Source organism: Pseudomonas sp. MH9.3 (assembly GCF_034354675.1).
Classification (GTDB): Bacteria; Pseudomonadota; Gammaproteobacteria; order Pseudomonadales; family Pseudomonadaceae; genus Aquipseudomonas.
This window is the reverse complement of record NZ_CP133785.1, coordinates 694,138-720,583: the sequence shown is the minus strand read 5'-3', so window position 1 is coordinate 720,583 and position 26,446 is coordinate 694,138. Positions and strand designations below refer to the sequence as shown.

General features: G+C 62.4%; 20 protein-coding genes, 1 tRNA gene and 1 pseudogene. 14 read left to right on the top strand and 8 right to left on the bottom strand.

The annotated features are described in order from the left end of the window. The first annotated feature begins 304 nt into the window (after positions 1-304). Positions 305-763, top strand: coding sequence for an REP-associated tyrosine transposase (locus RHM60_RS02860; protein ID WP_322213528.1), 459 nt, complete (start codon positions 305-307; stop codon positions 761-763). A gap of 227 nt (positions 764-990) precedes the next feature. Here the strand turns inward: RHM60_RS02860 and xylB are convergent, their stop codons facing one another. Genes xylB through RHM60_RS02835 form a run of 5 tightly spaced genes read right to left on the bottom strand, consistent with a single transcriptional unit; the run spans position 991 to position 6,978 of the window. Further along, positions 991-2,475 carry a xylulokinase gene (gene xylB, locus RHM60_RS02855; protein ID WP_322213527.1) on the bottom strand — a complete coding sequence of 495 codons (1,485 nt, stop codon included), beginning with the start codon at positions 2,473-2,475 and terminating at the stop codon, positions 991-993. Between the two features lie 16 nt (positions 2,476-2,491). Further along, positions 2,492-3,484 carry a LacI family DNA-binding transcriptional regulator gene (locus tag RHM60_RS02850; RefSeq protein ID WP_322213526.1) on the bottom strand — a complete coding sequence of 331 codons (993 nt, stop codon included), beginning with the start codon at positions 3,482-3,484 and terminating at the stop codon, positions 2,492-2,494. A 21-nt stretch (positions 3,485-3,505) separates the two neighbouring features. Next, positions 3,506-4,438: an ABC transporter substrate-binding protein gene (locus tag RHM60_RS02845; protein ID WP_322213525.1), complete on the bottom strand. Its 933-nt coding sequence runs from the start codon at positions 4,436-4,438 to the stop codon at positions 3,506-3,508. Positions 4,439-4,472: 34 nt separating this feature from the next. Continuing rightward, entirely contained in the window at positions 4,473-5,453 is a 981-nt protein-coding gene (locus RHM60_RS02840; RefSeq protein WP_209981782.1) for an ABC transporter permease subunit, read from the bottom strand. Next, positions 5,446-6,978 carry a sugar ABC transporter ATP-binding protein gene (locus RHM60_RS02835; protein WP_322213523.1) on the bottom strand — a complete coding sequence of 511 codons (1,533 nt, stop codon included), beginning with the start codon at positions 6,976-6,978 and terminating at the stop codon, positions 5,446-5,448. The genes RHM60_RS02840 and RHM60_RS02835 overlap by 8 nt, the downstream gene beginning before the upstream one ends. A gap of 291 nt (positions 6,979-7,269) precedes the next feature. Between RHM60_RS02835 and RHM60_RS02830 the strand changes: the two genes are divergently transcribed. Beyond that, entirely contained in the window at positions 7,270-8,583 is a 1,314-nt protein-coding gene (locus tag RHM60_RS02830) for an acyltransferase (RefSeq protein WP_322213521.1), read from the top strand. Between the two features lie 133 nt (positions 8,584-8,716). Here the strand turns inward: RHM60_RS02830 and RHM60_RS02825 are convergent. Together RHM60_RS02825 and RHM60_RS02820 are read right to left on the bottom strand one after the other, a co-directional pair. Further along, a tRNA-Cys gene (locus RHM60_RS02825) sits at positions 8,717-8,790 on the bottom strand. Positions 8,791-9,020: 230 nt separating this feature from the next. Beyond that, positions 9,021-11,300: an acylase gene (locus RHM60_RS02820; protein WP_322213520.1), complete on the bottom strand. Its 2,280-nt coding sequence runs from the start codon at positions 11,298-11,300 to the stop codon at positions 9,021-9,023. Positions 11,301-11,537: 237 nt separating this feature from the next. On the opposite strand from RHM60_RS02820, the gene RHM60_RS02815 reads away from it, so the two are divergent. Further along, complete coding sequence (locus RHM60_RS02815; protein ID WP_209981772.1) at positions 11,538-11,918, top strand: fe2+ zn2+ uptake regulation protein; 381 nt, start codon at positions 11,538-11,540, stop codon at positions 11,916-11,918. A 6-nt stretch (positions 11,919-11,924) separates the two neighbouring features. Here RHM60_RS02815 and RHM60_RS02810 read toward each other — a convergent pair whose 3' ends face one another. Continuing rightward, on the bottom strand, positions 11,925-12,119 hold the full coding sequence (locus RHM60_RS02810) for a hypothetical protein (RefSeq protein WP_209981770.1): 195 nt from the start codon (positions 12,117-12,119) through the stop codon (positions 11,925-11,927). Between the two features lie 213 nt (positions 12,120-12,332). On the opposite strand from RHM60_RS02810, the pseudogene RHM60_RS25610 reads away from it, so the two are divergent. The 11 genes and pseudogenes from RHM60_RS25610 to RHM60_RS02760 form a co-directional block, all read left to right on the top strand. Then, positions 12,333-13,418 (top strand): annotated as a pseudogene (locus RHM60_RS25610) (cache domain-containing protein); the annotation flags it as partial. Positions 13,419-13,430: 12 nt separating this feature from the next. Next, positions 13,431-14,327, top strand: a complete 897-nt coding sequence (locus RHM60_RS25605) for a methyl-accepting chemotaxis protein (protein ID WP_416195174.1) — start codon at positions 13,431-13,433, stop codon at positions 14,325-14,327. A gap of 84 nt (positions 14,328-14,411) precedes the next feature. Then, a complete protein-coding gene (locus tag RHM60_RS02800; RefSeq protein ID WP_209981766.1) occupies positions 14,412-14,861 on the top strand; it encodes an SRPBCC family protein in 450 nt (149 codons plus the stop codon). A 39-nt stretch (positions 14,862-14,900) separates the two neighbouring features. Further along, positions 14,901-15,338 carry a YqaA family protein gene (locus RHM60_RS02795; RefSeq protein ID WP_209990326.1) on the top strand — a complete coding sequence of 146 codons (438 nt, stop codon included), beginning with the start codon at positions 14,901-14,903 and terminating at the stop codon, positions 15,336-15,338. A 45-nt stretch (positions 15,339-15,383) separates the two neighbouring features. Further along, positions 15,384-16,385 (top strand): alpha/beta hydrolase, encoded by a 1,002-nt coding sequence (locus RHM60_RS02790; RefSeq protein ID WP_322213516.1) that lies wholly within the window; start codon positions 15,384-15,386, stop codon positions 16,383-16,385. A gap of 26 nt (positions 16,386-16,411) precedes the next feature. Continuing rightward, a complete protein-coding gene (locus RHM60_RS02785; protein WP_322213514.1) occupies positions 16,412-17,365 on the top strand; it encodes a D-2-hydroxyacid dehydrogenase family protein in 954 nt (317 codons plus the stop codon). 590 nt (positions 17,366-17,955) lie between these two features. Then, complete coding sequence (glgA, locus tag RHM60_RS02780) at positions 17,956-19,512, top strand: glycogen synthase GlgA (RefSeq protein WP_231421204.1); 1,557 nt, start codon at positions 17,956-17,958, stop codon at positions 19,510-19,512. A gap of 20 nt (positions 19,513-19,532) precedes the next feature. Beyond that, the gene (gene treZ, locus RHM60_RS02775) at positions 19,533-21,278 is read left to right on the top strand and encodes a malto-oligosyltrehalose trehalohydrolase (protein WP_322213513.1); all 1,746 of its coding nucleotides are present in this window, start codon (positions 19,533-19,535) and stop codon (positions 21,276-21,278) included. Further along, positions 21,275-23,359: a 4-alpha-glucanotransferase gene (malQ, locus tag RHM60_RS02770; RefSeq protein WP_322213512.1), complete on the top strand. Its 2,085-nt coding sequence runs from the start codon at positions 21,275-21,277 to the stop codon at positions 23,357-23,359. The genes treZ and malQ overlap by 4 nt, the downstream gene beginning before the upstream one ends. Next, the gene (locus RHM60_RS02765) at positions 23,356-26,106 is read left to right on the top strand and encodes a malto-oligosyltrehalose synthase (protein ID WP_322213511.1); all 2,751 of its coding nucleotides are present in this window, start codon (positions 23,356-23,358) and stop codon (positions 26,104-26,106) included. The genes malQ and RHM60_RS02765 overlap by 4 nt, the downstream gene beginning before the upstream one ends. Positions 26,107-26,129: 23 nt before the next feature. Then, positions 26,130-26,423: a DUF2934 domain-containing protein gene (locus tag RHM60_RS02760; RefSeq protein ID WP_322213510.1), complete on the top strand. Its 294-nt coding sequence runs from the start codon at positions 26,130-26,132 to the stop codon at positions 26,421-26,423. Positions 26,424-26,446: the final 23 nt, after the last annotated feature.

Sequence of the window (26,446 nt, the reverse complement as noted above, 5' to 3'; positions counted from 1 at the left end):
CGTTGGGGCGCGAAGCGGCCCCAAACCAGACACCGCGATCTGTCAGGCAGACCGCGGTGTTTTTTATTGGGGCTGCTGCGCAGCCCAACGCGGGGCAAGCCCGCTCGCCACAGAAGCCCTCTCACCACAAAAAACCTGCTCACCACAGAAGCCTGCTGATCACAGAAGGCCCGCTCATCACAGGAAGCCCGCTCGCCACAAGGGTTTGGGTGTTTGGTTGAAATATGGGGACACGGTAGTCAACGTCGCCGCTTCGAATGCGCTGCTAGCGTGGAGGTTTCTTATCCATGCAAGGAGCAACGGATTGTCTCTTCAACCCAACTCACACCTGCTGCGTCGCGGTCGCTACTCGGAGTCCGGACGTGCTTATCTTGTCACCGCAGTGGTGCATCAGCGCCTGCCTCTGTTTCGGGACTTTCGGTTGGGCCGGTTATTGGTTACCGAATTCAAAAGAGCCCATGAAACGGGCCGCGTTAATTCGTTGGCGTGGGTGGTCATGCCGGATCACTTTCACTGGCTGTTCAACCTCAACGACTCAACGCTTGCCGAGGTGATGCGAGCGACGAAGTCTCGCAGCACCTTGAGCATTAATCGAGCCCGCAACAGCCGCGAAAAGTTCTGGCAACGTGGTTATCACGATAGAGCAGTAAGAGCCGAGGAAGATATCCGCAAAATGGCGCGCTACATCATTGCCAACCCTTTACGGGCGGGGCTGGTTGAGCATATTGGCGATTATTCGTTATGGGATGCTGCCTGGTTGTGACACATGGGATTTATGGGGCAGATATTTCTGTGGCGAGCGGGCTTGCCCCGCGTTGGGGCGCGTAGCGGCCCTGAACCAGACACCGCGATCTGTCAGGCAGACCGCGGTGTTTTTATTGGGGCTGCTTCGCACCCCAGCGCGGGGCAAGCCCGCTCGCCACAGGAAGCCCGTTCGCCACAGAAGCCCACTCACCACAAAAAAACCTGCTCACCACAGAAACCCGCTCATCACAGCCCACTCATCACAGGAAGCCTGCTCGCGACAGATTTCGCTGCGGCCAGCAGCCCCTGAAACTTGCCGTAGCGCGCTTCAAGCACCAGTTGCTGTGCCGGGTCAGGTAAGTAGCGCGCCTTGACCGGCATCCCCGCCGCGAGCAAATCAGCGCCCTGCCCCATCGCGAGAAACCCCAGCTTTGCCGCGCCGATGCAGGCGCTCAGTTCGCTGCCGTGCAGGGTGAATACCTCGCGCTGGAGGATGTTGGCCAGCAACTGCGCCCAATATTCGCTGCGGGCGCCGCCGCCGACCAGAGCAAAGGCGCCGACCTCGGCACCGCTCGACTGCACCGCGCGCCAGGCGTCGAGCAAGCCGAAGCCCACGCCTTCCATCACTGCGTAGCCAAGCATGGCAGGCGTGCAGTCATGCCCCAGGCCCATGAAACCACCGCGCAGCAGCGGGTCGTTATGGGGTGTGCGTTCGCCGGCGAGATACGGCAGGAATAACGGTGTGCTCAGCGGCACGCTTGCTGAAATGGGCAACTGCGCCTGCACCAGATCCAGCAGCGTCTGCTCATCCGCAGTGCCCGTGAGCCGTGTGACCCAGCGCAAACAACTGGCCCCCGCGAGCATGGCGCCCATGGTGTACCAGCGCTCGGGCAGCGCATGGCAAAAGCTGTGCACGGCGCTGGCCGGATTGCCGGCGGCGTGGTCGGTGATGGCGACGATCGCCGCGCTGGTGCCCAGGGTGATGAAGCCGTCACCGGCGTTGATCGCACCGATGCCCACTGCCGCGACAGGATTGTCGCCACCGCCGCCGGCGATCACCACACTGGCGGACAAGCCCAGCCCTTGCGCCGTCAATAGAGCACTCGCCGCGCCACCCTCCACCAGCCTCGGCATTTGCCCAGGCTCAAGGCCCGTGGCGTGCAGCATGGGGCTGAACCATTCACGCTGCGCCACGTCCAGCCACAGGGTGCCGGCGGCGTCCGACATCTCGCTGATGCGCTCGCCACAAAAGCGCAGGCGCAGGTAATCCTTGGGTGACAGCACGCAATCAATCGCCTTGAACACCTCGGGTTCGTGCCGTTGCAGCCACAGCAGTTTGGGCGCGGTAAGCCCGGCCATCGGCAGGCTGCCGGTGATGTCGGCAAAGCCTGCGCCCAGTTGCTCGGCCTCGGCCACCGCGCGGGAGTCGTCCCACAGGATCGCCGGGTACAACACGCGGTTATCGTCCCCCAGCAATACCGCACCGTGCATCTGCCCCGACAGGCCGATACAGGCCACGCGGCCGAAGGCCTCATGGGTGCGCAAGCTGCCCAGCGCCTGCAAGCAGGCCTGCCACCAGTCTTGCGGAGACTGCTCGGACCAGCCGCTATGACGGCGCGACACGCTCAAGCGCACGCCTGTCTGAGCCAGCACGTTGCCCAATGCATCCATGAGGATGGCTTTGAGTTCCGATGTACCCAGGTCAATACCGAGAGAAACAGGACTGCTCATACGCACGTGATTCCAATCAATGACAGCCACATGAATTGCGCACCTGCAGGCTCGGCGTCAGGCGTACGCTTTGCGTCGGCGCGCCAGGCGTGGCCATGCGTTGCAGCAACAGGTTGACCGCGCGCGTGCCCAGCGCCTGCACCGGCTGGGCGATCAACGTCAGGCGCGGCACGAAAAAATCCGCCCAGTCAAAATCATCGAACCCCACCAGCGCCATCTGCGTCGGCACTTGCAGCCCGGCGTCACGCAGGGCATGCATGGCGCCCAGGGTCATCAGGTTATTGCCGGCCATGATGGCCGTGGGCGGTGAATCCAGGGCCAACAGTTGCACGGTCGCCAGTCGCGCCGGCTCGGTGTTCGAGCCGCCGTTGACCAGCAGTTGCGGATCGAACGGCAACCCCGCCGCCTGTAACGCCGCCTTGTAGCCTTCGACACGTTCATCGGTGGTGCTGAAACCCGGACGCCCGGCGATAAAGCCGATGCGACGATGGCCGTGTTCGATCAGATGGGCAATCAGCCCTTGGGTGGCCTGGGTGTTCTCCACGCCGATCTGGTCAAACTGCCCGCTCATCATGCGGTCCACCAGCACCGCCGGAATCCGGTTGGCGCGCAGGTATTCCAGGGCCATCGAGCCGTTCGACGGCGCCAGTACAATGCCGTCGACCCGCCGGTGGTGCAGCGCCGTGACCACCCGCAGCTCCTGCTCCGGGTCGTCGTGGGTGTCGACGAACAGCATCATGAAGCCATGCTTGGCGCACTCGGTTTCAATCGCGTGCACCGTTTCGCTGAAGTAATGGTTGGACAGCGCCGAAATCGCCACGCCGATGGTGCTGGTGCTCGACCGCGCGAGCGAGCGCGCCAGGGTATTGGGGATGTACCCCAACGCCTGGATTGCCTGCTGCACCGCCAGCACCGTGGCCGGGCTGACCTTGCGGGTGCCGTTGAGCACATGGGACACCGTCGAGGTCGACACGCCCGCCCTGCTTGCGACGTCATCCATGGTGACCACGGCGCGGTTCCCCTCAACCAATCAACGTTTGCTCGACCAGCCGCTGTAGCTGCCGACATTGTCACGGGTGATCAGCTTGGGCGTGAGCTGGGTGACCGCTTCGGCCGGGGCCTTGTCGTTGAGCAGGTCATTGCCCACGTTCACAGCGGTCTGCGCCATGGCCCACGGGTCCTGGCTGGCGGACGCCTGGATCTGGGTGTCGGTTTTCAGGGCGTTCTCGATATCCGGCGCGCCGTCCACCGAGGTGATGATGATGCCGCTGCGCTTGAGCTGTTTGGCCGCCAGGTCACTGCCGATGGCTTGCGGGTCATTGATCGCGAACAGGCCGTCGATTTTCGGGAAGCGCGTGAGGTAGCCCTGCATCACGTTCAACCCGCCTTCACGCGAGCCCTTGCCGTCCTGGTCGTCGGACAGCACTTTCATGTCCGGCGCGCCGGCCAGTGCGGCTTTGCAGCCTTTGACGCGGTCGGTCACGGCGGTGACCTGCGGACCGTTCTGGATGATCACGTTGCCCTTGCCGCCGAGCTTGTCCACCAGGAACTGGCAGGCCAGCCTGCCGGCTTCGACGTTGTCGGTCTGCACCGTGGCGTTCACGCCCTTGGCGTCCACGTCCACTGCCACCACGACGATCCCGGCGTCACGCGCTTTCTTGATCGCCGAGGCCATGGCGGACGGGTCGACGGCGTTGATCAGGATCAGGTCGACCTTGGACGAAATGAAATTGTCGATCTGCGAAAACTGCTTGCTCAGGTCATAGTCAGCCGACACCGAGGTGACCTTGACGTTGGGGTTGATCTCCTTGGCCCGCGCGGTGGCGCCATCGGCCAGGGTCACGAAATACGGGTTTCCCAGCGAGCCCATGCTGATACCGAGTGCTTTGAGCTCACGGGCTTCGACGGCTTGGGACATCAGGGCAGCCAGGGCCATTACGGGAAACAGGCGTTTGAGGTTCATGCGGGTCTCTCTTGTGATTGTTGTGTGAGGAAACTCAGGTGCGCGCACCGGATTGGCGATAACGGTCCAGCGCGACCGCGCCGATGATCACGATGCCTTTGATGATGTACTGCCAGATGTCCGAGACGCCCAGCAATACCAAACCGTTGGTCAACACAGCGATGATCAGCGCGCCGATGAGGGTACCGCCGATGGTGCCGACGCCGCCGGTAAAACTGGTGCCGCCGAGGATCACCGCGGCAATCGCGTCCAGTTCATAGGATTGCCCCAGTTGCAGGCCGTTGGCGGCAAACAGGCGCGAGGCGCTCATCACCGCGCCGAGCCCGGCCAGCGCGCCGGACATGGCGTAGACGAACAGCAGCACCTTCCACACCTTGATCCCCGACAGCCGCGCCGCTTCCGGGTTGCCGCCCACCGAATAGATCTGCACGCCCATCACCGTACGGCGCAGGATGAACCACGACAGCGCGACCACCGCGACGGCGATCACCACCAGCCAGGGCACGCCGAGGATCGAATCGTTGCCAATAAAGGCGAACGGCAGGTCGGGGTTGAACACCGTCTTGTCATCTGCCAGCAGGCGCGCCAGGCCACGCATGGCGGTGAGCGCGCCGAGGGTGACGATAAACGGCGGCAGGCGCATGAAGGCGATCAACCCACCGTTGACCAGGCCCAGCAACAGGCCAAAGCCTACGCCTGCAGCGATACCGAACATGCCGAACTGCGGCGACATCGAGGCCTGCAACGCCACCACGGCGGACGCTGCGAGGATCGCGCCCACCGACAGGTCAATGCCCGCCGTGAGGATCACAAAGGTCATGCCCGCCGCCAGCACCACGTTGACCGAAGCCTGCTGGGTGACGATCGAGAGGTTCTGCAGGGTCAGAAAATTTTCGCTGGCCAGGGCAAAGCCCACCAGCAGCAGGACCAGCACCGGCAGCATGCCGACGGTGCGCATCAGCTCGCGAACCCGTTCTGCCTTGCCTGTCGTTGTCGCTCCATTCACTTCAGCCATGCGCCACCACCTGATCGCCACCGGTGGCGAGGTCAATAATACGTTCCTGGGAGATGGCGTGGCCGGAGGCCCCGCCGACTTCGGCCACCAACTGGCCTTCGCGCATGATCAGCACGCGGTCGCAGGTGCCGATGATTTCCGGCAGTTCGCTGGAAATGACCACGATGCCAACGCCGGCCTGGGCCAGTTGATTGATGATGCGGTAGATCTCGGACTTGGAGCCGATATCGACGCCACGGGTGGGCTCGTCGAGGATCAGCACATGGGGCTTGACCTCCAGCAGCCGTGCCAGCAGCACCTTTTGCTGGTTGCCGCCGGACAGCGAGCCCACGCTGACCTTGCCCGACGCCACGCGAATCGACAGCGACTTGATCGCGTCATTCGAGCGTTGCGCGGCGTGCGAACGGTCGAGTACGCCGCCGGCGTGGGCATCCGGCACGCAAGCGCACACGTTGATGTTGTCGGCCACGCTCATGTCGAGGAACAGGCCCTGGGCCTTGCGGTCCTCGGTGAGGTAGACCACGCCTGCGCGAATCGCATCGGCCGGGTTGCGCAACTGGGTGACGGTTTTGCCCACCACTTCCAGGGTGCCACTGGTGCGCGGGTCGGCGGCAAAGATCAACCGCGCCAGCTCGGTGCGCCCTGCCCCCACCAGCCCGGCGATGCCCAGCACTTCACCGGCGTGCAGGTCGAAACTGCAATGGCGCACACGCTTGCCATCGGCCATGTCACGCACGCGCATCACCACGTTGCCGGGGTTGTAGGCGGCGTGTTCCTTCTTGTAAAAGCCGGACAAATCGCGGCCCACCATCATCTTCACCAGCACCTCGGCCGACAGCGCATCGCGGGTCAGCTCGCCGATGTATTGGCCGTCACGCAGCACCGAAACGCGGTCCGACAGCTCGTAGATCTCGGCCATGCGATGGCTGATATAGATGATCGCCAGGCCCTGGCTGCGCAGTTGCTTGATCAACGCAAACAGGCGGTCGGTCTCGCGGGACGATAACGGCGTGGTCGGCTCGTCCATCACCAGGATCCTGGCGTGGGCATGCAGCGCACGGGCAATCTCCACCAACTGGCGCTCGGCAATCGACAGGCTGCTGACCGGCGTGGCTGGCGTGAACTCGGCACCCAGGCGCTGCAGCACCTCGACGCAGCCGGCCTGCATGCCTTTGCGGTCGATGGTCCAGCCCCGGCGCAGCTCACGGCCCAGGTAAATGTTCTCGGCCACGCTCAGGTTCGGGCACAGGCTCAGTTCCTGGTAGATCACGGCAATGCCGAGGGCTTTGGCGGTCGCGGGGGTAAAGGTGGGGACGGGCTGGCCGTCGATGCGGATTTCACCGCCGGGATCGGCCTGGTAAGCGCCGGAAAGGATCTTCATCAAGGTGGATTTGCCGGCGCCGTTCTCCCCCATCAAGGCGTGGATTTCGCCGGGGAAGACCTTCAGGCCGACACTGTTGAGCACGCGCAAACCGTTGAAGGTTTTGCTGATGCCCTGCATCTCAAGCAAGGGTTCAAGGCTCATTGATGAGCTCCTGGATTTATTATTTTTGTAATCGAGTGGGGCCGACTGTAGTCAGATACATTTGCTTACGCAAGCGCTTGCGTGTGCATTTTGTCGGGGGGTTAAACGTTTCACCAACGAGGTTTGGCTTGTTTTTGATCTGTTGAATGCAGTGCTGGGTGCTGGATCTGCATTCGGTCGATCTCGGCTGTTTGGATGGCTGCGGTTGTCAGACCTCTATACACTGCCGGGCTACGCAAGGCGGGCCCTGGAACGATTCCAGCCTGGATACCACAGGACGAAAATAGCGAAATGATCGCACAGAAAAAAAGTCAGTATATTTCCATTCAAATGGTGCGCGGCATAGCCGCCCTACTCGTTGTTTTGTTTCACTCTCATATCGCCATAGACATGATGCCGGACGGGTACAAAGTTGATATACCCTTCGTCTATACCCGTGGGCATTGGGCGATTTATCTATTCTTTGTAGTCAGCGGTTTTATTATTACGCACGTCACGTCGGGAGAGAAATTCAAGCTCTTTCCTTTTCTAGGCAAGCGCATCATCAGGATCTATCCGATATGGTGGCTTTCCTTTGTTTTCGCATTAATTGGCGTGTATATATTCAACGTCTCTTTTTCATACGGAACTCCATTTAATACAACGTCCTATATCAACTCGCTACTGTTATTACCCAGCACGATAAAGCCTATAAATTCAGTAGGTTGGACGCTGATATTCGAAATTTTATTCTACTTCGTCTCAGCCTTGGTGCTGATTCGCTACAGCCACAGAATGTTGATGCTCACCCTTCTGCTGCTGTTCGGTATCGGCGCTGTCCTGTATTCCATTTCTCCAAGTCATCCCTGGCTCGTCAGCGCACTGGGGCACCACTTGTTTTCGCCGTTTCAACTGCTATTTGCGACAGGGATCGCGCTCTACCTGTATCAACGACAGTTGGCATGGATTCATCCAGCGGCAGGTTTCACTCTTTCCATTGCCACGGTTGCAGGAATCATCAATGCGCCATCAGCGGCATTGGGCTCGGGTGAGTTGTACTTTATTGTTGTCGGGGTCGCGCTGGCATCCAGTCTCCTGATAGTTGCTTTATTGAATACTGAACAGCGCGGCTGGTTGCACAGCACAAACAAAGCCATTGCAATCCCCGTGTCCATGCTGAACAGCGCGGGTAACTGCTCATTCAGCCTCTACCTGTTCCACTGGGGGATTTTCACCATAGTGGGTTCTAAAGCCACCCAAGCCTATCTGCAGCTGCCGGCCTGGACCGCAGAATTATGGCGATTTGGCTGGATCGCTATTTCCATTGCGGTAGCAATGTTCATGTACCGATTCTTCGAAGCGCCGATTTCCCGCCATGGTGGCCGGATTATCCGCCGCCTCAGCGCCCCCTCGGGTCCAAGCCTTCCTGCCGATTCAAGGGAATGGACGACCCAGCACAAGGTGGCACTTGTGATCGAGATCCTGAGTCAGAAGATAACGGTCAAACAGGCTTGTGAAACATTCAACCTGGAACTCAAACAAGTTGAGCAGTGGCTGGGCGCCGCTCAAAAAGGTATGGAGGGGGCTTTTCAGTCGATCCCGCTGGATTCGCGAGCTCGCGGATAGGTGGACCAAATCTTTGGCGGCGCACTCTAACCAGGCGCCGCTTTTTAGTTCCACGCGCAAGGCGCAAGGACTTCGGGTCAATTTCCAGACATAAAAAAACCCCGTGGACGTTAATCTACGGGGTTTTCAAGAGTGGAGGCCGAGGTCGGAATCGAACCGGCGTAGGCGGATTTGCAATCCGCTGCATAACCATTTTGCTACTCGGCCTCAAACGATCAATGCCTTTACCAGCGACATTCACCGCATAAAAACTTGAGTGGGCTGTAAGGGCCTGCCTCTACTCGAACAACTATAACTCACTATAACCTATTGAATACATTGAGGTTTTTAACGCCTCGTTGCGTTCGATGGGCGCCATTATGTACCGATTTACCCATGCCTGCAACCCCTTGATTTGGAAAATATTTCGCATCGCATCAAGGGGTTGCGCGCCTGCCCTACTCCTTTATGTGCTGGGTCTGGTACTGCGGGTCGGCGTGGATCTGGGCGTCGGTGAACGGCAGTGGGCGCAGCTTTTTCTCGGCGAATGCCTGGGTCTGGTCGTTTGAATATTTCGAGTCGGGGTTGCTCGATTCGGAGAACGCGAGCACGCCGAGTGCCTGCGGGCCTTTGTCGTCGAAGGTGACGATTTGCAGGTAGCTGGTGCCGCTGACGACTTCGCGCTTGCCGTCGGCGCGGGCTACGGTTTGCATGGCGTTGTAGATGCCGAGTTCCTGCGGGCCGCCGTGCATCGGGGTTTGGCCGGAGACCTGGACGTCGCCCCAACGGCTCACGCCGAGTTTGCCGACGGCTGCGGTCGAGGCCAGCATGGCTTCGCGCAGGGCGTTGGCCACCGGCGCGCGGTCGATGGCGAGGCCGCGCGGGGTGGTGAGGGGGTTGGCGGGGTCGAAGGCAACGCGCCAGGCATCGGGGGTTTGCTGCAGGTGTTCCATCAGGTTGATGAAGTGCAGCAGGCCCACGCCGCTGTCGAGGTTGGCGCGTTGGTCCCAGGCCTTGAGGCTGCTGCACAGCGGTTGCAGCGCGTCGGCGTCGCCGCCCAGCTGTTTGGCGCAGAACGCCAGCAGGTCGGGCATGACCTGGCCGGCCAGGTACACCTCGTTGTCCATCACCAGGCCTTGCAGGTCGGCGACGCTGATCGGTTGTTTCTCCAGGGCATGCAGGCGCTGGAGGGCGAAGCGCGCACGTGGGCCGAGGCCGATGGAGTCCTGACTGATCACCGGGGAGAAGCCGCTCAATGGCGCCTTGGGGTTGACCATCCACGCGGAATCATTGGAATGCTGCACGTAGTCGGTGCGTTGCAACTGCGGCAACTGGTCCGCTGGGAAAATGCCCGCCTGCGCCGCGCGCGGGTCGATGTCCCAGGCGCAGGCGCTGTGGGCGCCGTCGAGTACGATCATTTGCAGGCCGGCGCGGGGGTCGCTGCATTGCGCCAGTTTGGCGGCGCTGACGTTGGGCACCACCGACAGGTTCATGTACAGGCTCTGGCCCTGGTCATCGGCGGCGACCGTGTTCACCCACGGAATGCCTTGCAGGCTGTGCACCGAGGTTTGCAGGGATTTGAGGCTGTCGGCGCGGTTCATCGCGTACCACTGTTGCAGCACGCGGTCGTTATCCAGGTTGGCGTCGCGCAGGCTGAAGGCGTACCTGGCGTCCCAATCGAGTTTGCCGGGCCACTGCACCACCGGGCCGAACGGCGAGCTGTAAACGGTGTGGCTCACCGCCTTGAGGCTGCCGTCCGGCTGCTTGACCTGCACGGTGATCGACGTTTTCGCCAGGGGCATGGATTTGCCGTCCAGCAGGTAGCGCGTGGCGTCCTTGGGGTCGAGCGTCAGCCGGTACAGGGTGAAATGTTTGGACGTGTCCACCGTGTGCGTCCACGCCACGTGCTGGTTGAAACCGATATTCACCACCGGCAGGCCCGGCAGTGCGGCGCCCATTACGTCCAACTGACCGGGGATGGTCAGGTGCATCTCATAGAAACGCATGCCACCCACCCACGGAAAATGCGGGTTGGCCAGCAGCATGCCACGGCCGTTGAATGAGCGGTCACGGCCCACGGCCACGGCATTACTGCCGCGGTCCAGACTGAAACGCTGCTGATTGGCCGCTGCCGTTGCAAACGCCTTGGCGCCGGGCTGTACGGATGCGGTGGCCTGGGGTGGCGTCGCACCCACCAGCGCTTCGGCGAATTGACCAACGCCGCCTTCCACCAGCAGCCTGCGGGTCAACTTTACCAGGTCGTCGGCTACCAGCGGGCGCACCCAGGCACCCTGGCATTGCGCCGGCGCGCCCTGCTCTTGCAGATAACGGTTATAGCCGGCCACGTAGCCTTCAATACGCTGCCTGATCTCGGGGCTCTGGGCTTTCCAGAACGCCGCGACGGTCTCCGGCGTGTTCAGCCAGGTGAAGAACACATCGCTGGCGAGGTTGTTGCGCTCTTCCAGGGTCGCCTGATCGGGACCGAAGAACCTTGCGCGCTGACCATTGACCGTGACCACTTCATTGGCCAGCAGGCACAGATTGTCCTGGGCGTAGGCGTAACCGATACCGAAGCCCAGGCCGCGCTCGTCGGTGGCGCGTATGTGCGGCACGCCGTAGGTGGTGCGGCGGATATCGGCCGACGCCTGCGTCACCTGCTCCCGTGCCGATGCGGTCAGGCTCACCCCAAGCAACAGCCCCGCCATGCACACCCTGGACAACCCGTTGGTAATAATCACGCAGACTCCACAGTCAAATTGAACACCCTCACCGGGGGCAACCACCCCACCGTAAGAACGCAAAAGACCGTGCACAATTTAGCCGCCGGAGCGCTTTATTCCGTGTGTTTGCCTTGTGACAAAACCGATACCGACAAAATTTCTACATTCGCCACTTCATGATTTTGCTCGCTCGTTCGTCTTATTACCTAAGAGCGCCATCATTTTCCTGATCAGGCTCTGATAAGGAGTTTTTGCATGTACAACCCGCCAGTGACCACGGATGGACATTCATCGGCCACCGATGCCAAGTTCGGCAGCGGCACCCAAGCGTTCGGCAAGACACCCGAACAGCAAGGCAACCAGCGTATTCGCCATTTGCTCAAATGTTTTGGCCTGCGTACCAGCCTGATTCGGCTGAAGGTCATCGACGCCCTGCTCACCGCCGCCGACAACCAGCGCACCCTGGGCGTGCGCGGGGTGCACGGCCACCTGCTGGAGCTGGGCATCCCGCTGTCGTTTCTCAGCGTGCGCGAGGTGCTCAAGCGCCTGTGCAGCGAGGGCGTGATCACCCTCAATGCCGACAAGAGCTACAGCCTCCACGAAGAGGCCGCCAAAGTGCTCGAAGGCCGCGCCTGACTCCACTCAGAAGTTGGGCTTGACCTTGCGACGCATGATGCCGTTGATCACCACCACGACCACCGCGATGGCAATGGCGAGGTACTGAAAGGTTTTTTCGCTGATCACGCCCGTGTTCTGCAGGTAGGACAGGCCGAACATCGAGCCCAGTACCACCAGGGAGATCAGAATCGAGTACTTCAAGCGTTGCTTTTGGGTCATGACGGGTTCCTGAAACGTTAAGAATGTTGCACCAGGACCGGATATTACAGGCGCTGAAAAACTTTGGCTTGTCTGACTGACACGCTGATGGCGACAAGGCAGGTACGAATTTTCTTGCACCATCGTACCTAAAGCTCCTACAGACCAAGCCGATACCCCTACGAAGCTCCAAAAAAGCCGCGTCAACAATAAACGCTTCGTAAGGACGACCCCATGCCCCCACTGCGCTCCATCCAAGCCCGCTATACCCTGTTTCTGCTGCTGTTCGTTCTGGTGTTGATCGTGTTGACGGTGGTCGGTATCGGCCAGTTGGTCGCACCCACGTTGCGCCATACCGAAGAACAGGTGGTGCTCAACCGTGTCGCGCAAGTGGCCGAACGTATCCAGGGCGAACTGAACAAGGTCCAGGCCCAGCAACGCAGCATCACCCAGACCATTCCCCTGCTTGACAGCGATGCCATCGACAAGGTTCTGCCCGGCCTGGTGGACCAGTACGGCGAGCTGAAGGTGTTTGGCGGCGGCATCTGGCCGTTGCCCAACCAGCGCGCGCCGGGGCGCAACAAATTCAGTACGTTCTGGCACCGCGATGCGTCGGGCAAGCTGGCGGTCAATACCTTCTGGAACAGCGACCCTGCACCCAACTATTACGATCAGAGCTGGTACAAGGGCGGCCTCGCCTCCCCGCCCGGCCAATGCGCCTGGGCCGCTGCCTACAAGGACGACGCCAGCCAGGAGCCGCGTACCAACTGCGCCATGGCGATCCAGCGTGATGGCGCCGCCTATGGCGTGTCCACCATCGACGTGACCCTGGGGTTCTTCAACGACCTGGTGGCCGCCAAGGAAAAAGACATCGGCGGGCAGATGCTGATCGTCGAGGCCGACGGCAAGATCATCAGCAACAGCACCCGTTTCAGCAGCCCGGTGGTGTTGAAGAACATCAGCGAACTGACCGGCACCTCGGCGTTTGCCACCCAGGTCAGCAAGGCCCTGACCCAACGAGAGCAAGGCCTGCAGCGCAGCGAGTTCGACAACGGCGGCGTGGCCAGCACCTTCTATATGCGCCCGATCGAGGGCACACCGTGGTTCCTCGCGACCGCCCTGCCCACCTCGCTGATCACCGCACAACGCGATGACGTGCTCGGCAGCCTGGCCCTGCTGCAAATCCCCATGGTGTTGCTGCTGGTGCTGCTGGCCGCCTACGCGATCCGCCAACTGGTGCAGCGCATGAAGTCGCTGACGTCCAACATCGACGCGCTGTCCGCTGGCGATGCCGACCTCACGCGGCGCATCACCATCCGCGCCGAAGACGAAATGGGCGCCATCGGCCACTCGGTGAACCGTTTTATCGTCTACCTGCAAAACATGATCGGCGAAGTGACCCAGGCCACCGGCGCCATGTCGTCGGGCCTTGAGCAATTGCAGCGGACCTCGGCCCACACCAACCAGATCCTGGTGCGCCATGCGAGCGAGACCGACCAGACGGTCACCGCCATCACCGAAATGAGCTCCACCGCCGACACCGTCGCGCAAAACGCCGCCGAAACCGCGGCCTTCACCCAGCGCGCCAACGAACACGCCGACCGTTCCCGCGTGGTCGTGGGCGAAGCATCCACCAGCGTCAGCGCCTTGATCGGCGAAGTGTCCAGCGCCACCCACAGCGTGGAAAACATGCGCCAGGACGCGGCGCGCATCACCGAAACCCTCGGCGTGATCGGCGCCATCGCCGGCCAGACCAACCTGCTCGCGCTCAACGCGGCCATTGAAGCGGCGCGCGCGGGCGAGCAAGGTCGTGGCTTTGCGGTGGTGGCCGACGAAGTCCGGGCGCTGGCTGCACGGACCCAGGCCAGTACCTCGCAGATCAATGAAATGCTCGCGCGCTTGACCAGCGGCGTGAGCTCGTCGGTGGCGGCGATGGAAAATACCCAGGCCAGCTGCCAGTCGGCGGCGGAAGCCACGGCGCGGGTGAATACCGGGCTGGATGAGATGGCCGGTTCGGTGGCGCACATCAACAACCTCAGCACCCAGATCGCCACGGCCGCGGAACAGCAGAGTGCGGTGACCGAGGAGATCAACCGCAGCATGGTGCAGATCCGACAAATGGTCGAAGAGCTGGTAGAGAGCGGCCATGCCACCGAAACCAATACCCAGAGCCTGCTGGAGGCCAATGGCCGAGTGATCAGCCTGATGGGGCGTTTCAAGGTGCAGTGATAAATTTATGAAACACTCCCGTGCACGGCGCGGGAGTGGGACTATTCTGACAGCTCAAGGATTTCGCCACACAGGAGGTGTGCCATGCGCACTGCCGATTGCTCGGTCCGTCTGGAGCGGATCAGTCAGGAACGCTTTCTCCAGGCCCCTATCGACGCCGTCTACGACTATGTGACCCAGCCGGATCACTGGCACGAATGGCACCCTACCTCCCTCAGCGCTGACACCGGCACCCGTGGCTCCCTCGCCGCCGGTGCACGCTTTGGCGAAATGATCGACCTGCTCGGCGTGCGCGTGCCCCTGAGCTATCGCGTGCAGATCGCCCAGCCCCCTGGCGAGTTCAAGGCTGCATTTACTTCGGTGGCGGTCGACGGTTCCATCCACTACTTCCTGCAACCCTATCGCGACGGCACGCTGTTCAAGCGTGTGCTCACCTACGAAACCGAGTTGCAACTGGCCACCTTGCATGCGCGCATGGTCGAGCTGTCGGCGCTTGCGCTGGACCGGCTCAAGCAACGGCTGGAGAATGCCTGACCCCTCCACGGTGAAACCCACGATGAATCCTCGCACTTGATCGGCTACCTCGGCCTGTTCCTCGCGGCCTTTGGCGCCGCCACGCTGTTGCCGCTGCAATCGGAAGCCGTGCTGGTCGGGCTGCTGCTGAGCGGTGACTACGCACTGGGGTGGCTGCTGGTTATCGCCACCCTGGGCAATGTGCTGGGTTCAGTGGTCAATTGGCTGCTCGGCCGTTGGGTGGACCATTTCAAGGACCGGCGCTGGTTTCCGGTCAACGCCAGGCAGTTGGAAAAAGCACGTAACAGTTATCAACGCTGGGGGCACTGGACGCTGTTGCTCAGTTGGGTGCCGATCATCGGCGACCCACTGACCCTCGTCGCCGGCGTCATGCGCGAACCGCTGTGGCGATTCCTGCTGCTGGTCACCCTCGCCAAAAGCCTGCGGTATGGTGTACTCGCTGCCGTGACGCTGCACTGGGTATTAATTCCTGCTTAATCCGCTGTAAACAGCATCCGGACACCCTTTTCTGGAGTATTGCTCATGCCTCTGATCCGCGACATGTTCATCACCGGCCTGCTCGCCACTGGCGCCGCCTCAGCCTTTGCCGCCACCTACGGGCCTGAACTGCAAGGTTTCCAGTACCCCTATCCGCTCAAGCACTTCGAGTTCGAATCCCAGGGCACGTCCCTGCAGATGGGCTATATGGACGTGCCGGCCAACGGCACGCCCAATGGCCGCAGCGTGGTGCTGATGCACGGCAAGAATTTCTGCGGCGCCACCTGGGAAGGCTCGATCAAAGCCTTGAGCGATGCCGGCTACCGGGTCATCGCCCCGGACCAGATCGGCTTTTGCACCTCCAGCAAGCCCGAGCACTATCAATACAGTTTTCAGCAATTGGCCACCAATACCCACCAACTGCTGGAACAGCTCGGCGTGAAAAAGGCCACTATCGTCGGCCACTCCACCGGCGGCATGCTCGCCACCCGTTACGCACTGATGTACCCGGCACAGACCGAACAGCTGGCGATGGTCAACCCGATTGGCCTGGAAGACTGGAAAGCGCTGGGCGTGCCCTCTATCAGCGTTGACCAGTGGTACGCGCGTGAGCTGAAAGTCAGTGCCGAGGGGATTCGCAACTACCAGCTCAACACCTATTACGTCGGGCGCTGGAAGCCGGAGTACGAGCGTTGGGTGGACATGTACGCAGGCTTGAGCAACGGCCCGGGGCACACGCTAGTGGCATGGAACTCGGCGTTGATTTACGACATGATCCTCACCCAGCCGGTGTATTACGAATTCAAGAACCTGAAGATGCCCACCCTGTTGCTGATCGGCACGGCCGATAACACCGCCATCGGCAAGGACGTGGCCCCGCCCGAGGTCAAGGCCAAGCTTGGCGATTACACCGTGCTGGGCAAGCAAGTGGCCAAGCTGATTCCCAAGGCGACACTGGTGGAATTCCCGGGCCTGGGCCATGCGCCGCAGATGGAAGAACCGGCTCGGTTTCACAAGGCGCTGTTGCAGGGGTTGAACAGCCTTTAATCCAACTTTTTTCGAGGCACTCGTGAATGTCGGTACAGATCGCAGTCATTGATGATTGGCAGGACGTGGCCAGTGGCGTGGTGGATTGGTCGGCGCTGGCGCAGGTCGGGCAGGTGCACTTCCTGCATGACTACCCGGCGGACACGGCGGTGATGATCGAACGGTTGAAGGCCTTCGACGTGATTTGTCTGATGCGCGAACGCACGGCCTTCGACCAGGCGCTGCTGCAAGGCCTGCCCAACCTCAAACTGCTGGTGACCGGCGGCATGCGCAATGCCGCCATCGACATTCCTGCCGCCAAGGCGCTGGGCATCCCGGTGTGCGGCACCGACAGCTATAAACATGCGGCGCCGGAGCTGACGTGGGCGCTGATCATGGCCTCGACGCGCAACCTGCTTGCCGAAGCCGCTTCGCTGCGGGCCGGTCACTGGCAGGTCGGCCTGGGCGGCGACCTGCACGGCAAGACCCTGGGCATTCTCGGCCTGGGCAGCATTGGCCAGAAAGTCGCCAGGTTTGCCCAGGTGTTCGGCATGCGCGTGATCGCCTGGAGCGAAAACCTCACGCCCGAGCGCGCTGCCGAAGTCGGCGTGACCTGGGTGAGCAAGCGCCAGCTGTTCGAGCAGGCCGATATCCTCACCGTGCACTTGGTGCTGAGTGCCCGCAGCCGCGGGCTGGTGGACGCCGAGGCGCTGGGCTGGATGAAACCGACGGCCAGGCTGGTAAACACCGCACGCGGGCCGATTGTGGATGAGCAGGCGCTGGTCGAAGCCCTGAGCGCCGGGCGACTGGCCGGGGCGGCGCTGGATGTGTATGGCGAGGAACCGTTACCGGTCGATCACCCCTTCCGGCGCTTGCCCAATGTGCTGGCGACGCCCCATGTTGGGTATGTCAGCGAGCAGAATTACCGGCAGTTCTACCAGCAGATGATCGAAAACATCCTGGCCTGGGCTGAAGGTGCGCCCGTTCGCGTGCTGGCATAACCGTCCGCCGCACCATTGCAGGGCAGCTCTGGCTTGATTCGGAATGAGCAGGCCACTGTGGCGAGCAGGCTTGCCCTGCGCTGGGCTGCGCAGCAGCCCCTTCTGCAACCGTGCGATCGCTGAGGGAGCGCTGCGCACTCCAACGCAGGGCAAGCCTGCTCGCCACAACAGCGTGGTCCACAACAGCCTGCATCTAGCAGCCACAACGCCCATTTTGCACAGCGTCAGCCCTACCGGCCGTCGGCTTATATCCGTCCGCCAGCCTGTTACAAGTCTTTTGTCCTACAAAATCTTCCCAAAATCCCTACGGTGTCTGGGTTATGTCCTAGACTGATGACCCATGGGTCCGTTTCAAAATAAAAACCCCGCAAAAAATCGAAACTTTCAAACTCTGCCGTAGGTCAAGTTTCAGGTAGGGCGTGTTCAGCGGTTCCCGCCAGATGCCGTCCATCCAATCTTTTCGACATAACCGTGCAGCTGGCATACGCCTTGCCAGTTTGTATAGCGCTTGTGCGCCTGGCCGCAGGAAGCGGCCAATTCGAGCTAGTGGCAGCGGGCTATTAGCCGACCAACATCAAGGGGAGTGCATTATGATCAGTGCCGCAGTTGTAACTCAGGGAGAGCGTTTTAGTCAGCCGGTAGGGGGGCCTACGTCATTGGCCGACCTGCCCGGCACTGTGCGGCCGATCGTGAGTCAAAATCCAAATCGCAAGAAAGTGCTGTTTGTCACCTCCGAGTTTGCCGACCTGGTGAAAACCGGTGGCCTGGGTGACGTCTCCGCCGCCCTGCCCCGCGCCATGGCGCATTTGCATGATGTGCGCGTGTTGATCCCCGGTTACCCGCAGGTGATGGAAAGCGACAACCCCATCCACATTGTTGGCGAGCTGGGTGGCCATGCCGCGCTGCCGCCGTGCAAGATCGGGCGCATGGACCTCAAGGATGGCCTGGTCATCTATGTACTGATCTGCCCCGAACTGTACGAGCGTGAAGGCACTCCCTACGGCGCCAACAACGGCCGCGACTGGCCGGACAACCATATTCGCTTCGCCCGCCTGGGTCTGGCCGCCGCTGACATGGCCGCCAACCTCGCGCAGATTCACTGGTGCCCGGACCTGGTGCACGCCCATGACTGGCCTGCCGGCCTGGCTCCGGCCTATATGCACTGGCGCGGGTCACGCACCCCGACCCTGTTCACTATCCATAACCTGGCCTATCAGGGCGTGGTCAGCCTGGCCTCGACGCCGGAGCTGGGCATTCCGCCCCACGCCCTGCAACAGGAAGGCATGGAGTTCTACGGCAAGATGTCGTTCCTCAAGGCCGGCATGGCGTATTCCAGCCATATCACCACCGTGAGCGCCACTTACGCCGAAGAAATCACCACCCCTGAATTCGGCTGCGGCCTCGATGGCTTTTTGGCCAGCAAGACCCAGCAAGGCTTGCTCAGCGGCATTCCCAACGGGATCGAAGACAGTTGGGAAACCTCCACCGACCCGCACCTGACCCACAACTTCAACATCGGCGACTGGGAAGGCAAGGCGGTCAACGCCAGGCAAGTGCGCGACCTGTTCGGCCTGAGCGAATCCACCGGCCCGCTGTTTGCGGTGGTCTCGCGTCTGGTGTTCCAGAAAGGCCTGGACCTCACCGAGGCCGTTGCCAGCTTTATCGTCGAGCAAGGTGGCCAGATTGCGATCATCGGTCGCGGCGAGCCGGAAGAAGAAAACGCCATGCGCGAACTGGCATTGCGTTTCCCGGGCCAGATCGGCGTACGCATCGGCTTCAACGAAACCGACGCGCGCCGCATGTTCGCCGGCAGCGATTTCCTGCTCATGCCGTCGCGCTACGAGCCGTGCGGCCTGAGCCAGATGTACGCCCAGCGTTTCGGTTCGCTGCCGGTAGCGCGCAACACCGGCGGCCTGGCCGACACCATCGAAAACGGTGTGACCGGCTTTCTGTTCAATGAATCGACCGTCGACAGCTACAAGGAAGCCCTGAGCCGCGCGTTCAAGGTATTCGCTTTCCCGGACCTGCTTAACGCCATGCGTTGCCGGGCCATGACACGACCTTTCAACTGGAGCCAGGCGGTGGAACCCTACGCCGAACTCTATGAGCAACTGGTGGCTAAAGCACTGGGGAAATCCGCTAAATAATCAAAGGGAGGTTTTTGTAGATGCCGTTACGGACTCTGGAAACCTGGCCCCACGGCGCAATCATGCTGGACGCGCAACACACGCGTTTTGCCCTGTGGGCGCCAGACGCGTTTTATGTCAGCGTTGAATTGGAACACGGTAAATCCATTGCCATGCTGCCCCAGGCAGATGGCTGGTTCGAGACAGAAGTGGCGTGCCCTGCGGGGACACGCTACCGCTTCAACATCGATGGGGAAATGGAAGTACCCGACCCCGCTTCAAGGGCACAGGCCGACGATGTACACGGCTGGAGCCTGGTGGTCGACCCGCTCGCCTATGAGTGGCGACACAGCCAGTGGCAGGGCCGCCCCTGGCACGAAGCGGTGATCTATGAGCTGCACGTGGGCGCACTGGGCGGCTACGCTGCGGTTGAGCAACACCTGCCGCGCCTGGCCGAGCTGGGTGTCACGGCCATCGAACTGATGCCTCTGGCGCAGTTTCCCGGCGAGCGCAATTGGGGCTACGACGGGGTCCTGCCCTACGCGCCGCAATCCTCCTACGGTTCCCCCGAACAGCTCAAGCACCTGATCGACACGGCCCACGAACACGGCTTGGCCGTGATCCTCGATGTGGTCTACAACCACTTCGGCCCGGACGGCAATTACCTGGGCCAATACGCCGCAGGCTTCTTCCAGGAAGAGGTGCACACCCCCTGGGGCGCCGGCATCGACTTCAATCGCCGCGAAGTGCGGGACTTCTTCCTCGATAACGCGCTGATGTGGTTACTGGAGTACCGTTTCGACGGCCTGCGCCTGGATGCGGTGCACGCCATCGACAACCCGGACTTCCTGCAGGAACTGGCGCACCGCGTGCGTCAGCAGGTGGACACCGGCCGTCACGTGTGGCTGATGCTGGAAAACGAGCTGAATCAGGCCAGCCTGTTGCGGCAGGATTTCGATGCGCAGTGGAATGACGATTTCCACAACGTGCTGCACGTATTGCTCACTGGCGAAACCGACGCCTACTACAGCGACTTTGCACAGGACCCGACCGCCAAACTCGCACGCTGCCTGGGCGAAGGCTTTATCTACCAGGGCCACACCACGCGCCACGGCCATGCCCGTGGCGAGCCCAGCGCAGATCTGCCACCGACCGCCTTCGTCGCGTTTTTGCAGAACCATGACCAGATCGGCAACCGCGCCCTCGGCGAGCGCCTGCACCAGCTCTGCTCGCCGCAGGCGCTCGAAGCGGCCACGGCCCTGCTGTTGCTGTCGCCGATGATTCCGCTGCTGTTCATGGGCGACGAAGTCAACGCCAGCGAGCCGTTCCTGTTCTTCACCGATCACCATGGCGACCTGGCCGAAGCCGTGCGCGAAGGCCGGCGCAACGAATTTGCCGATTTCGCCGCCTTCCATGACCCCGAGCGGCGCGAACGCATTCCCGACCCGAATGCGCTGTCGACCTTCACCCAGTCGACCCCCAGCTTTGCCGACAACGAACAGGCCGAGCTGTATCGCCACCTGCTGCGCCTGCGCCACCGGCACATCGTGCCGCACCTGCCCGGCGCCGTCGCCCTGGGCGCGCAGGTGCTGGCCGACGCAGCCGTCAGTGCGCGCTGGCGGCTGGGCGATGGCAGCACCTTGCAGATCGACCTGAACCTGGGCACCACGACGCTGGACTGCGCCGCGTCAGGCCCGGTTATCTTTCAAACGCCGGCCAGCCAGGATGCGCAACTGCCGCCCTGCAGCGCGCGCGTCACCTTATCCCCTGTTGGAGAGCACCCTTGAGCGAAGCGAACCTGGAAATCCTCGCCAGCCGCGCGGGCCTGGCCGTCGATTGGATCGACGCAAACGGCCGCCCGCAACGCGTCAGCGCCGATGCCCTGCGTGCCGTGTTGAAAGGCCTCGGTCACCCGGCCGACAACGATGCCGAGATCGACGCCAGCCTGCATGAACTGGAACAGGCACAAAACGACAAACACCTGCCGCCCCTGCTGACCGTTGAAAGCGGCGACGGCCTCGACCTGGCGCACTTCTTCGCGCCCGACACGCCCTGCCGCGTGAACCTGGAACAGGGTGACGCCCTGGAACTGCGTCTGGACGGCAACGCCGTGCTGCCGGGGGTGATCGCTCTTGGGTATCACCAGGTGCATATCGCCGACCAGCAGTTCACCCTCGCCGTGGCGCCCCGCCATTGCTACAGCGTGGCCGAAGCAGTCGACACCCACCCTGCCCGCGCCTGGGGCCTCAGTGCCCAGTTGTATTCGCTGCGGCGCCTCGGCGATGGCGGTTTCGGCGACACCCTGGCCCTGGAAAACCTGGTGCGCGCCGCCGCCGAACGCGGCGCCGATGCGTTGGCGATCAGCCCGATGCACGCGATGTTCAGCGCCAACACCGGCAGCTACAGCCCCTACTCGCCGTCCAGCCGCTTGTTTCTCAACAGCCTTTACGCATCGCCCGCCAGCATCCTCGGTGAACGGGAAGTGCGTAACGCGATTGAGGCCCTGGATCTGGACGAAGAACTGCACCGGCTCGAACAGGAAACCCTGATCGACTGGCCGGCCGCCGCCAAGGCCAAACAACGCCTGCTGCGCGCCCTGTATGAAGATTTTCGCCACGGCCATCACCCGCAGCACGCCGACTTCCTGAGCTTTCGCCAGGCCGGTGGCGAAGCCCTGGAAAACCATTGCCGCTTTGAAGCCGTACAAGCGACGCGCGCCGCTGCCGGCGAAGACCTCGACTGGCGCCATTGGCCCGAGGACTGGCGCACGCCACAGAGCCCGGCACTGGCGCAATTTGCCGAAGACAACCGTGATGAAATCGGCTTTTACGCCTTCAGCCAATGGCTGATCGCGCGCTGCCTGGCGCGTGCGCAACAAGCCGCACGTGGCAGCGGCATGGGCGTCGGCCTGATCGCCGACCTGGCCGTGGGCGCCGACGGCGGCGGCAGCCAGGCCTGGAGCCGCCAGGATGAACTGCTCGCCGACCTCACCGTGGGCGCGCCGCCGGATATTCTCAACCGTGCCGGCCAGGGCTGGGGCATCTCCGCGTTTTCCCCCGAAGGCCTCAAGCGCAACGGCTTTCGTGCGTTCATCGAGATGCTGCGTGCCAACTTCGCCCACGCCGGCGGCCTGCGCATCGACCATGTGATGGGCCTGCAACGCCTGTGGGTGATCCCCATGGACGCCTCGCCGCGCGAAGGCGCTTACCTGTATTTCCCGGTGGACGACATGCTGCGCCTGCTGGCGCTGGAATCGCACCGCCATCAGGCCATCGTATTGGGCGAAGACCTCGGCACGGTGCCCGACGGCCTGCGGGAAAAACTCAGCAGCCGCTCCATCCTTGGCATGCGCGTGCTGTTGTTCGAACAGAACCATGAGGGCCGGTTCACGCCGATTCTCGACTGGCCGGACAACGCCCTGGCGACCACCAGCACCCACGACCTGCCCACCCTCAACGGTTGGTGGCACAGCCGCGATATCGACTGGAACGTTCAGCTCGGCCTGATCGACGCGCCCACCGTGGAGCAATGGAGCGAGCATCGCTTGCGTGAACGCCAGGCGCTGCGCCAGGCCTTGGGCCAGGACCCGCAGAACTTCGTCGACGAGATCCGCAACGAGACCGACCACATGATCGACGCCAGCGTGCGCTACCTGGGGCACACCCGTGCGCCGCTGGTGTTGCTGCCTCTGGAGGATGCGTTGGCCATCGAAGAACAACCCAACCTGCCCGGCACCACCGATACCCATCCCAATTGGCGCCGCCGCCTGCCGGGCGAGGCCGCGAGCCTGCTCGACAAGGCCGGCGCCGCGCGTCGCCTCGAGCTGCTGGCCGTCGCGCGCAACCAAGCCTATGAGCGTGACCGATGAAAGCACTGCCCCTGCGCGCGACCCAGCGCCTGCAATTCCATAAAGGTTTTACCCTCAATGACGCGGTGCCGCTAGTGCCGTACTTCGCCCGATTGGGCATCAGCCACCTGTACGCCTCGCCGCTGCTGAGCGCGCGCGCCGGTTCCATGCACGGCTACGATGTGGTCGACCCCACCAGCGTCAACCCGGAACTGGGTGGCGAAGCCGCCCTGCGCCGGCTGGTCGCGGCGCTGCGCGAGCACGACATGGGGCTGATCCTCGATATTGTCTCCAACCACATGGCCGTTGGCGGTGCCGATAACCCCTGGTGGCTCGACCTGCTGGAATGGGGGCGCCTGAGCCCCTACAGCGAATTTTTCGACATCCAGTGGCACTCGCCGGACCCGCTGCTCAAGGGCCAGCTGCTGATGCCGTTTCTGGGCAGCGACTACGGCGAAGCCCTGCAGACCGGCACCCTGAAGTTGCTGTTTGACGCCGCGCACGGTGCGTTCTACGTCGAGCATTACGAGCACCGCTTCCCGATCTGCCCGCGCGACTACGCAATGATCCTGGGCAATGACGAGCCACTCAAACCGCTCGCCGAGCGTTTCAGCGCCCTCGCCCATCAGGACGACGCCTACGCCGAAGCCGCCTGGCTCAAACAGGCCCTGGCCGAGCGGGCCACCGAGGTGCTGCCGGCCATCGAGCAGCGTCTGGCCGCGTTCGACAGCCGTCAACCGGACGGCTTCAAGCGCCTGCACCAACTGCTCGAACAACAGGCCTACCGCCTGGCCAGCTGGCGCACGGCGGCGGACGATATCAACTGGCGGCGTTTCTTCGACGTCAATGAGCTGGGCGGCCTGCGGGTGGAACGCACGGCCGTGTTCGAAGCCACCCATGGCAAGATTTTCGAGCTGATCAGCGCTGGGCTGGTGGACGGCCTGCGCATCGACCACATTGACGGCCTGGCCGATCCGCGCGGTTACTGCCGCAAGCTGCGTCGCCGCGTGGACTCACTGGCGCCGGACCGGCACTTGCCGATCTTTGTCGAGAAGATCCTCGGCGACGGCGAAACCCTGCGCGAAGACTGGCAAGTGGACGGCACTACCGGCTACGAGTTCATGAACCAGCTGTCGCTGCTGCAACACGACCCGCAAGGCTTTGCACCGCTGGCCGAGCTGTGGACGCGTCACAGCGAGCGGCCTTCGGCATTTATCGAGGAAGCCCGGCTGGCGCGCCAGCAGATCCTCAATGGCTCGCTGGGCGGCGACTTCGAAAGCGTGGCCCAGGCGCTGTTGCAGGTGGCCCGCGATGACGTAATGACCCGCGACCTGACCCTGGGCGCCATTCGCCGGGCCTTGCAGGAACTGATCGTGCATTTCCCGGTGTACCGCACCTACATCAGTGCCCGTGGCCGCAGCGCCGCCGACGACAAGATCTTCCAGCAGGCCATGGACGGTGCGCGCAGCACCTTGAACGAAAGCGACTGGCCGGTGCTCGAGCATCTTGAGCAGTGGCTCGGCGGCCAGCCGTGGCGCAATCGCCCGGTGGGCCGTGAACGCAAGATCCTCAAGCATGCCTGCGTGCGCTTCCAGCAATTGACCTCGCCGGCCGCTGCCAAGGCCGTGGAAGACACCGCGTTCTATCGCTCGGTGGTGCTGCTGTCGCGCAACGATGTGGGCTTCAGCACCGAGCAGTTCAGCGCGCCGGTGGAGGCGTTTCACGCGGTCAACCAACAGCGCCTGCAGGCGTTCCCGGAGAACCTGCTGGCCACCGCCACCCACGACCACAAGCGCGGCGAAGATACCCGCGCGCGCCTGGCGGTGCTCAGCGAGTGCGCGCCATGGTATGTCGAGCAGGTAGAGCACTGGCGCACCCTTGCCGCGCCCTTGCGCAGCGATGCCGACATACCCAGCGCTGGCGATGAGTTGATTCTGTACCAGGTGCTGCTGGGCAGTTGGCCGCTGGACATGGGCGCGGACTTTAGCGACTACCAGCAACGCCTGTGGCAATGGCAGCAGAAGGCCCTGCGCGAAGCCAAGTTGCAGAGCAGCTGGAGCGCGCCCAACGAAGCTTACGAACAAGGCGTGGAAGCATTCCTCTCGCGCCTGTTGCTCAGCGACGAAGGCCGCGCACTGCGCGATGCCATCGGCAGCGCCGCTCAGGCCATCGCACCGGCCGGCGCCTTGAATGGTCTGGCGCAAACCTTGCTTCGCGTCACCGTACCGGGTGTGCCGGACCTGTACCAGGGCGCCGAGTTCTGGGATTTCAGTCTGGTGGACCCGGACAACCGTCGCCCGGTGAATTTCAGCGCACGGCAAGAGGCGCTGGATACACCGCCGGATCCTGGTGAGCTGCTGTTCAACTGGCGTGACGGACGGATCAAGCAAGCGTTGATCGCTCAGGTGCTGGCCTTGCGCGAGGCCCATCCCGAGGTATTCCGCAGCGGCAGCTACACGCCGCTGGAAGTGGTCGGGCAACACGCCGCCCACGTGGTTGCATTCTGCCGCGAGCACGCCGGGACACAGGTGCTGGTGGTGGTGCCACGCTGGCCGCAGCGCCTGCTTGAAAACGGTGTGCATCCCACCATCACTGCGCAGGTTTGGGGCGATACACGGGTGAAATTACCGTTCAACGCGCCAACGCAAAACTGGAAGGGACTTTTTCATACAGGCGCAGTCACACCAGACAAGGAGCTGTTGATCAGCACTGCCCTGGGGGATTTCCCGGTCAATGTCTTTATCAATCCTGATATTCAAGAAAGCTGAACATTTTCTGTGAGGAGCGTGTGATGAGTAATGAAGACAAACGCATTCGCGAATTGGCGCATCAGATCTGGGAATCCGAAGGCAAGCCCCACGGTGACGACGCACGGCATTGGGAAATGGCGCGCAAGCTGGCTGAAGCCGAGGCGCTGACGCCGAGCAAGGGCAAGCCTGCGGAGAAACCCAAAACCGGCCCGAAGGCCGTGCCCAAGGCGGGGCCTAAAGCGGCGCCCAAGCCCAAGCCGGCACCACCTGCCGACAGCAAATCGGATGCCCCGGCTGCGAAAAAGCCGCCAGCGCCGAAAAAACCAAAGCCTTGACCTCCACACCGCTTGTCGACACC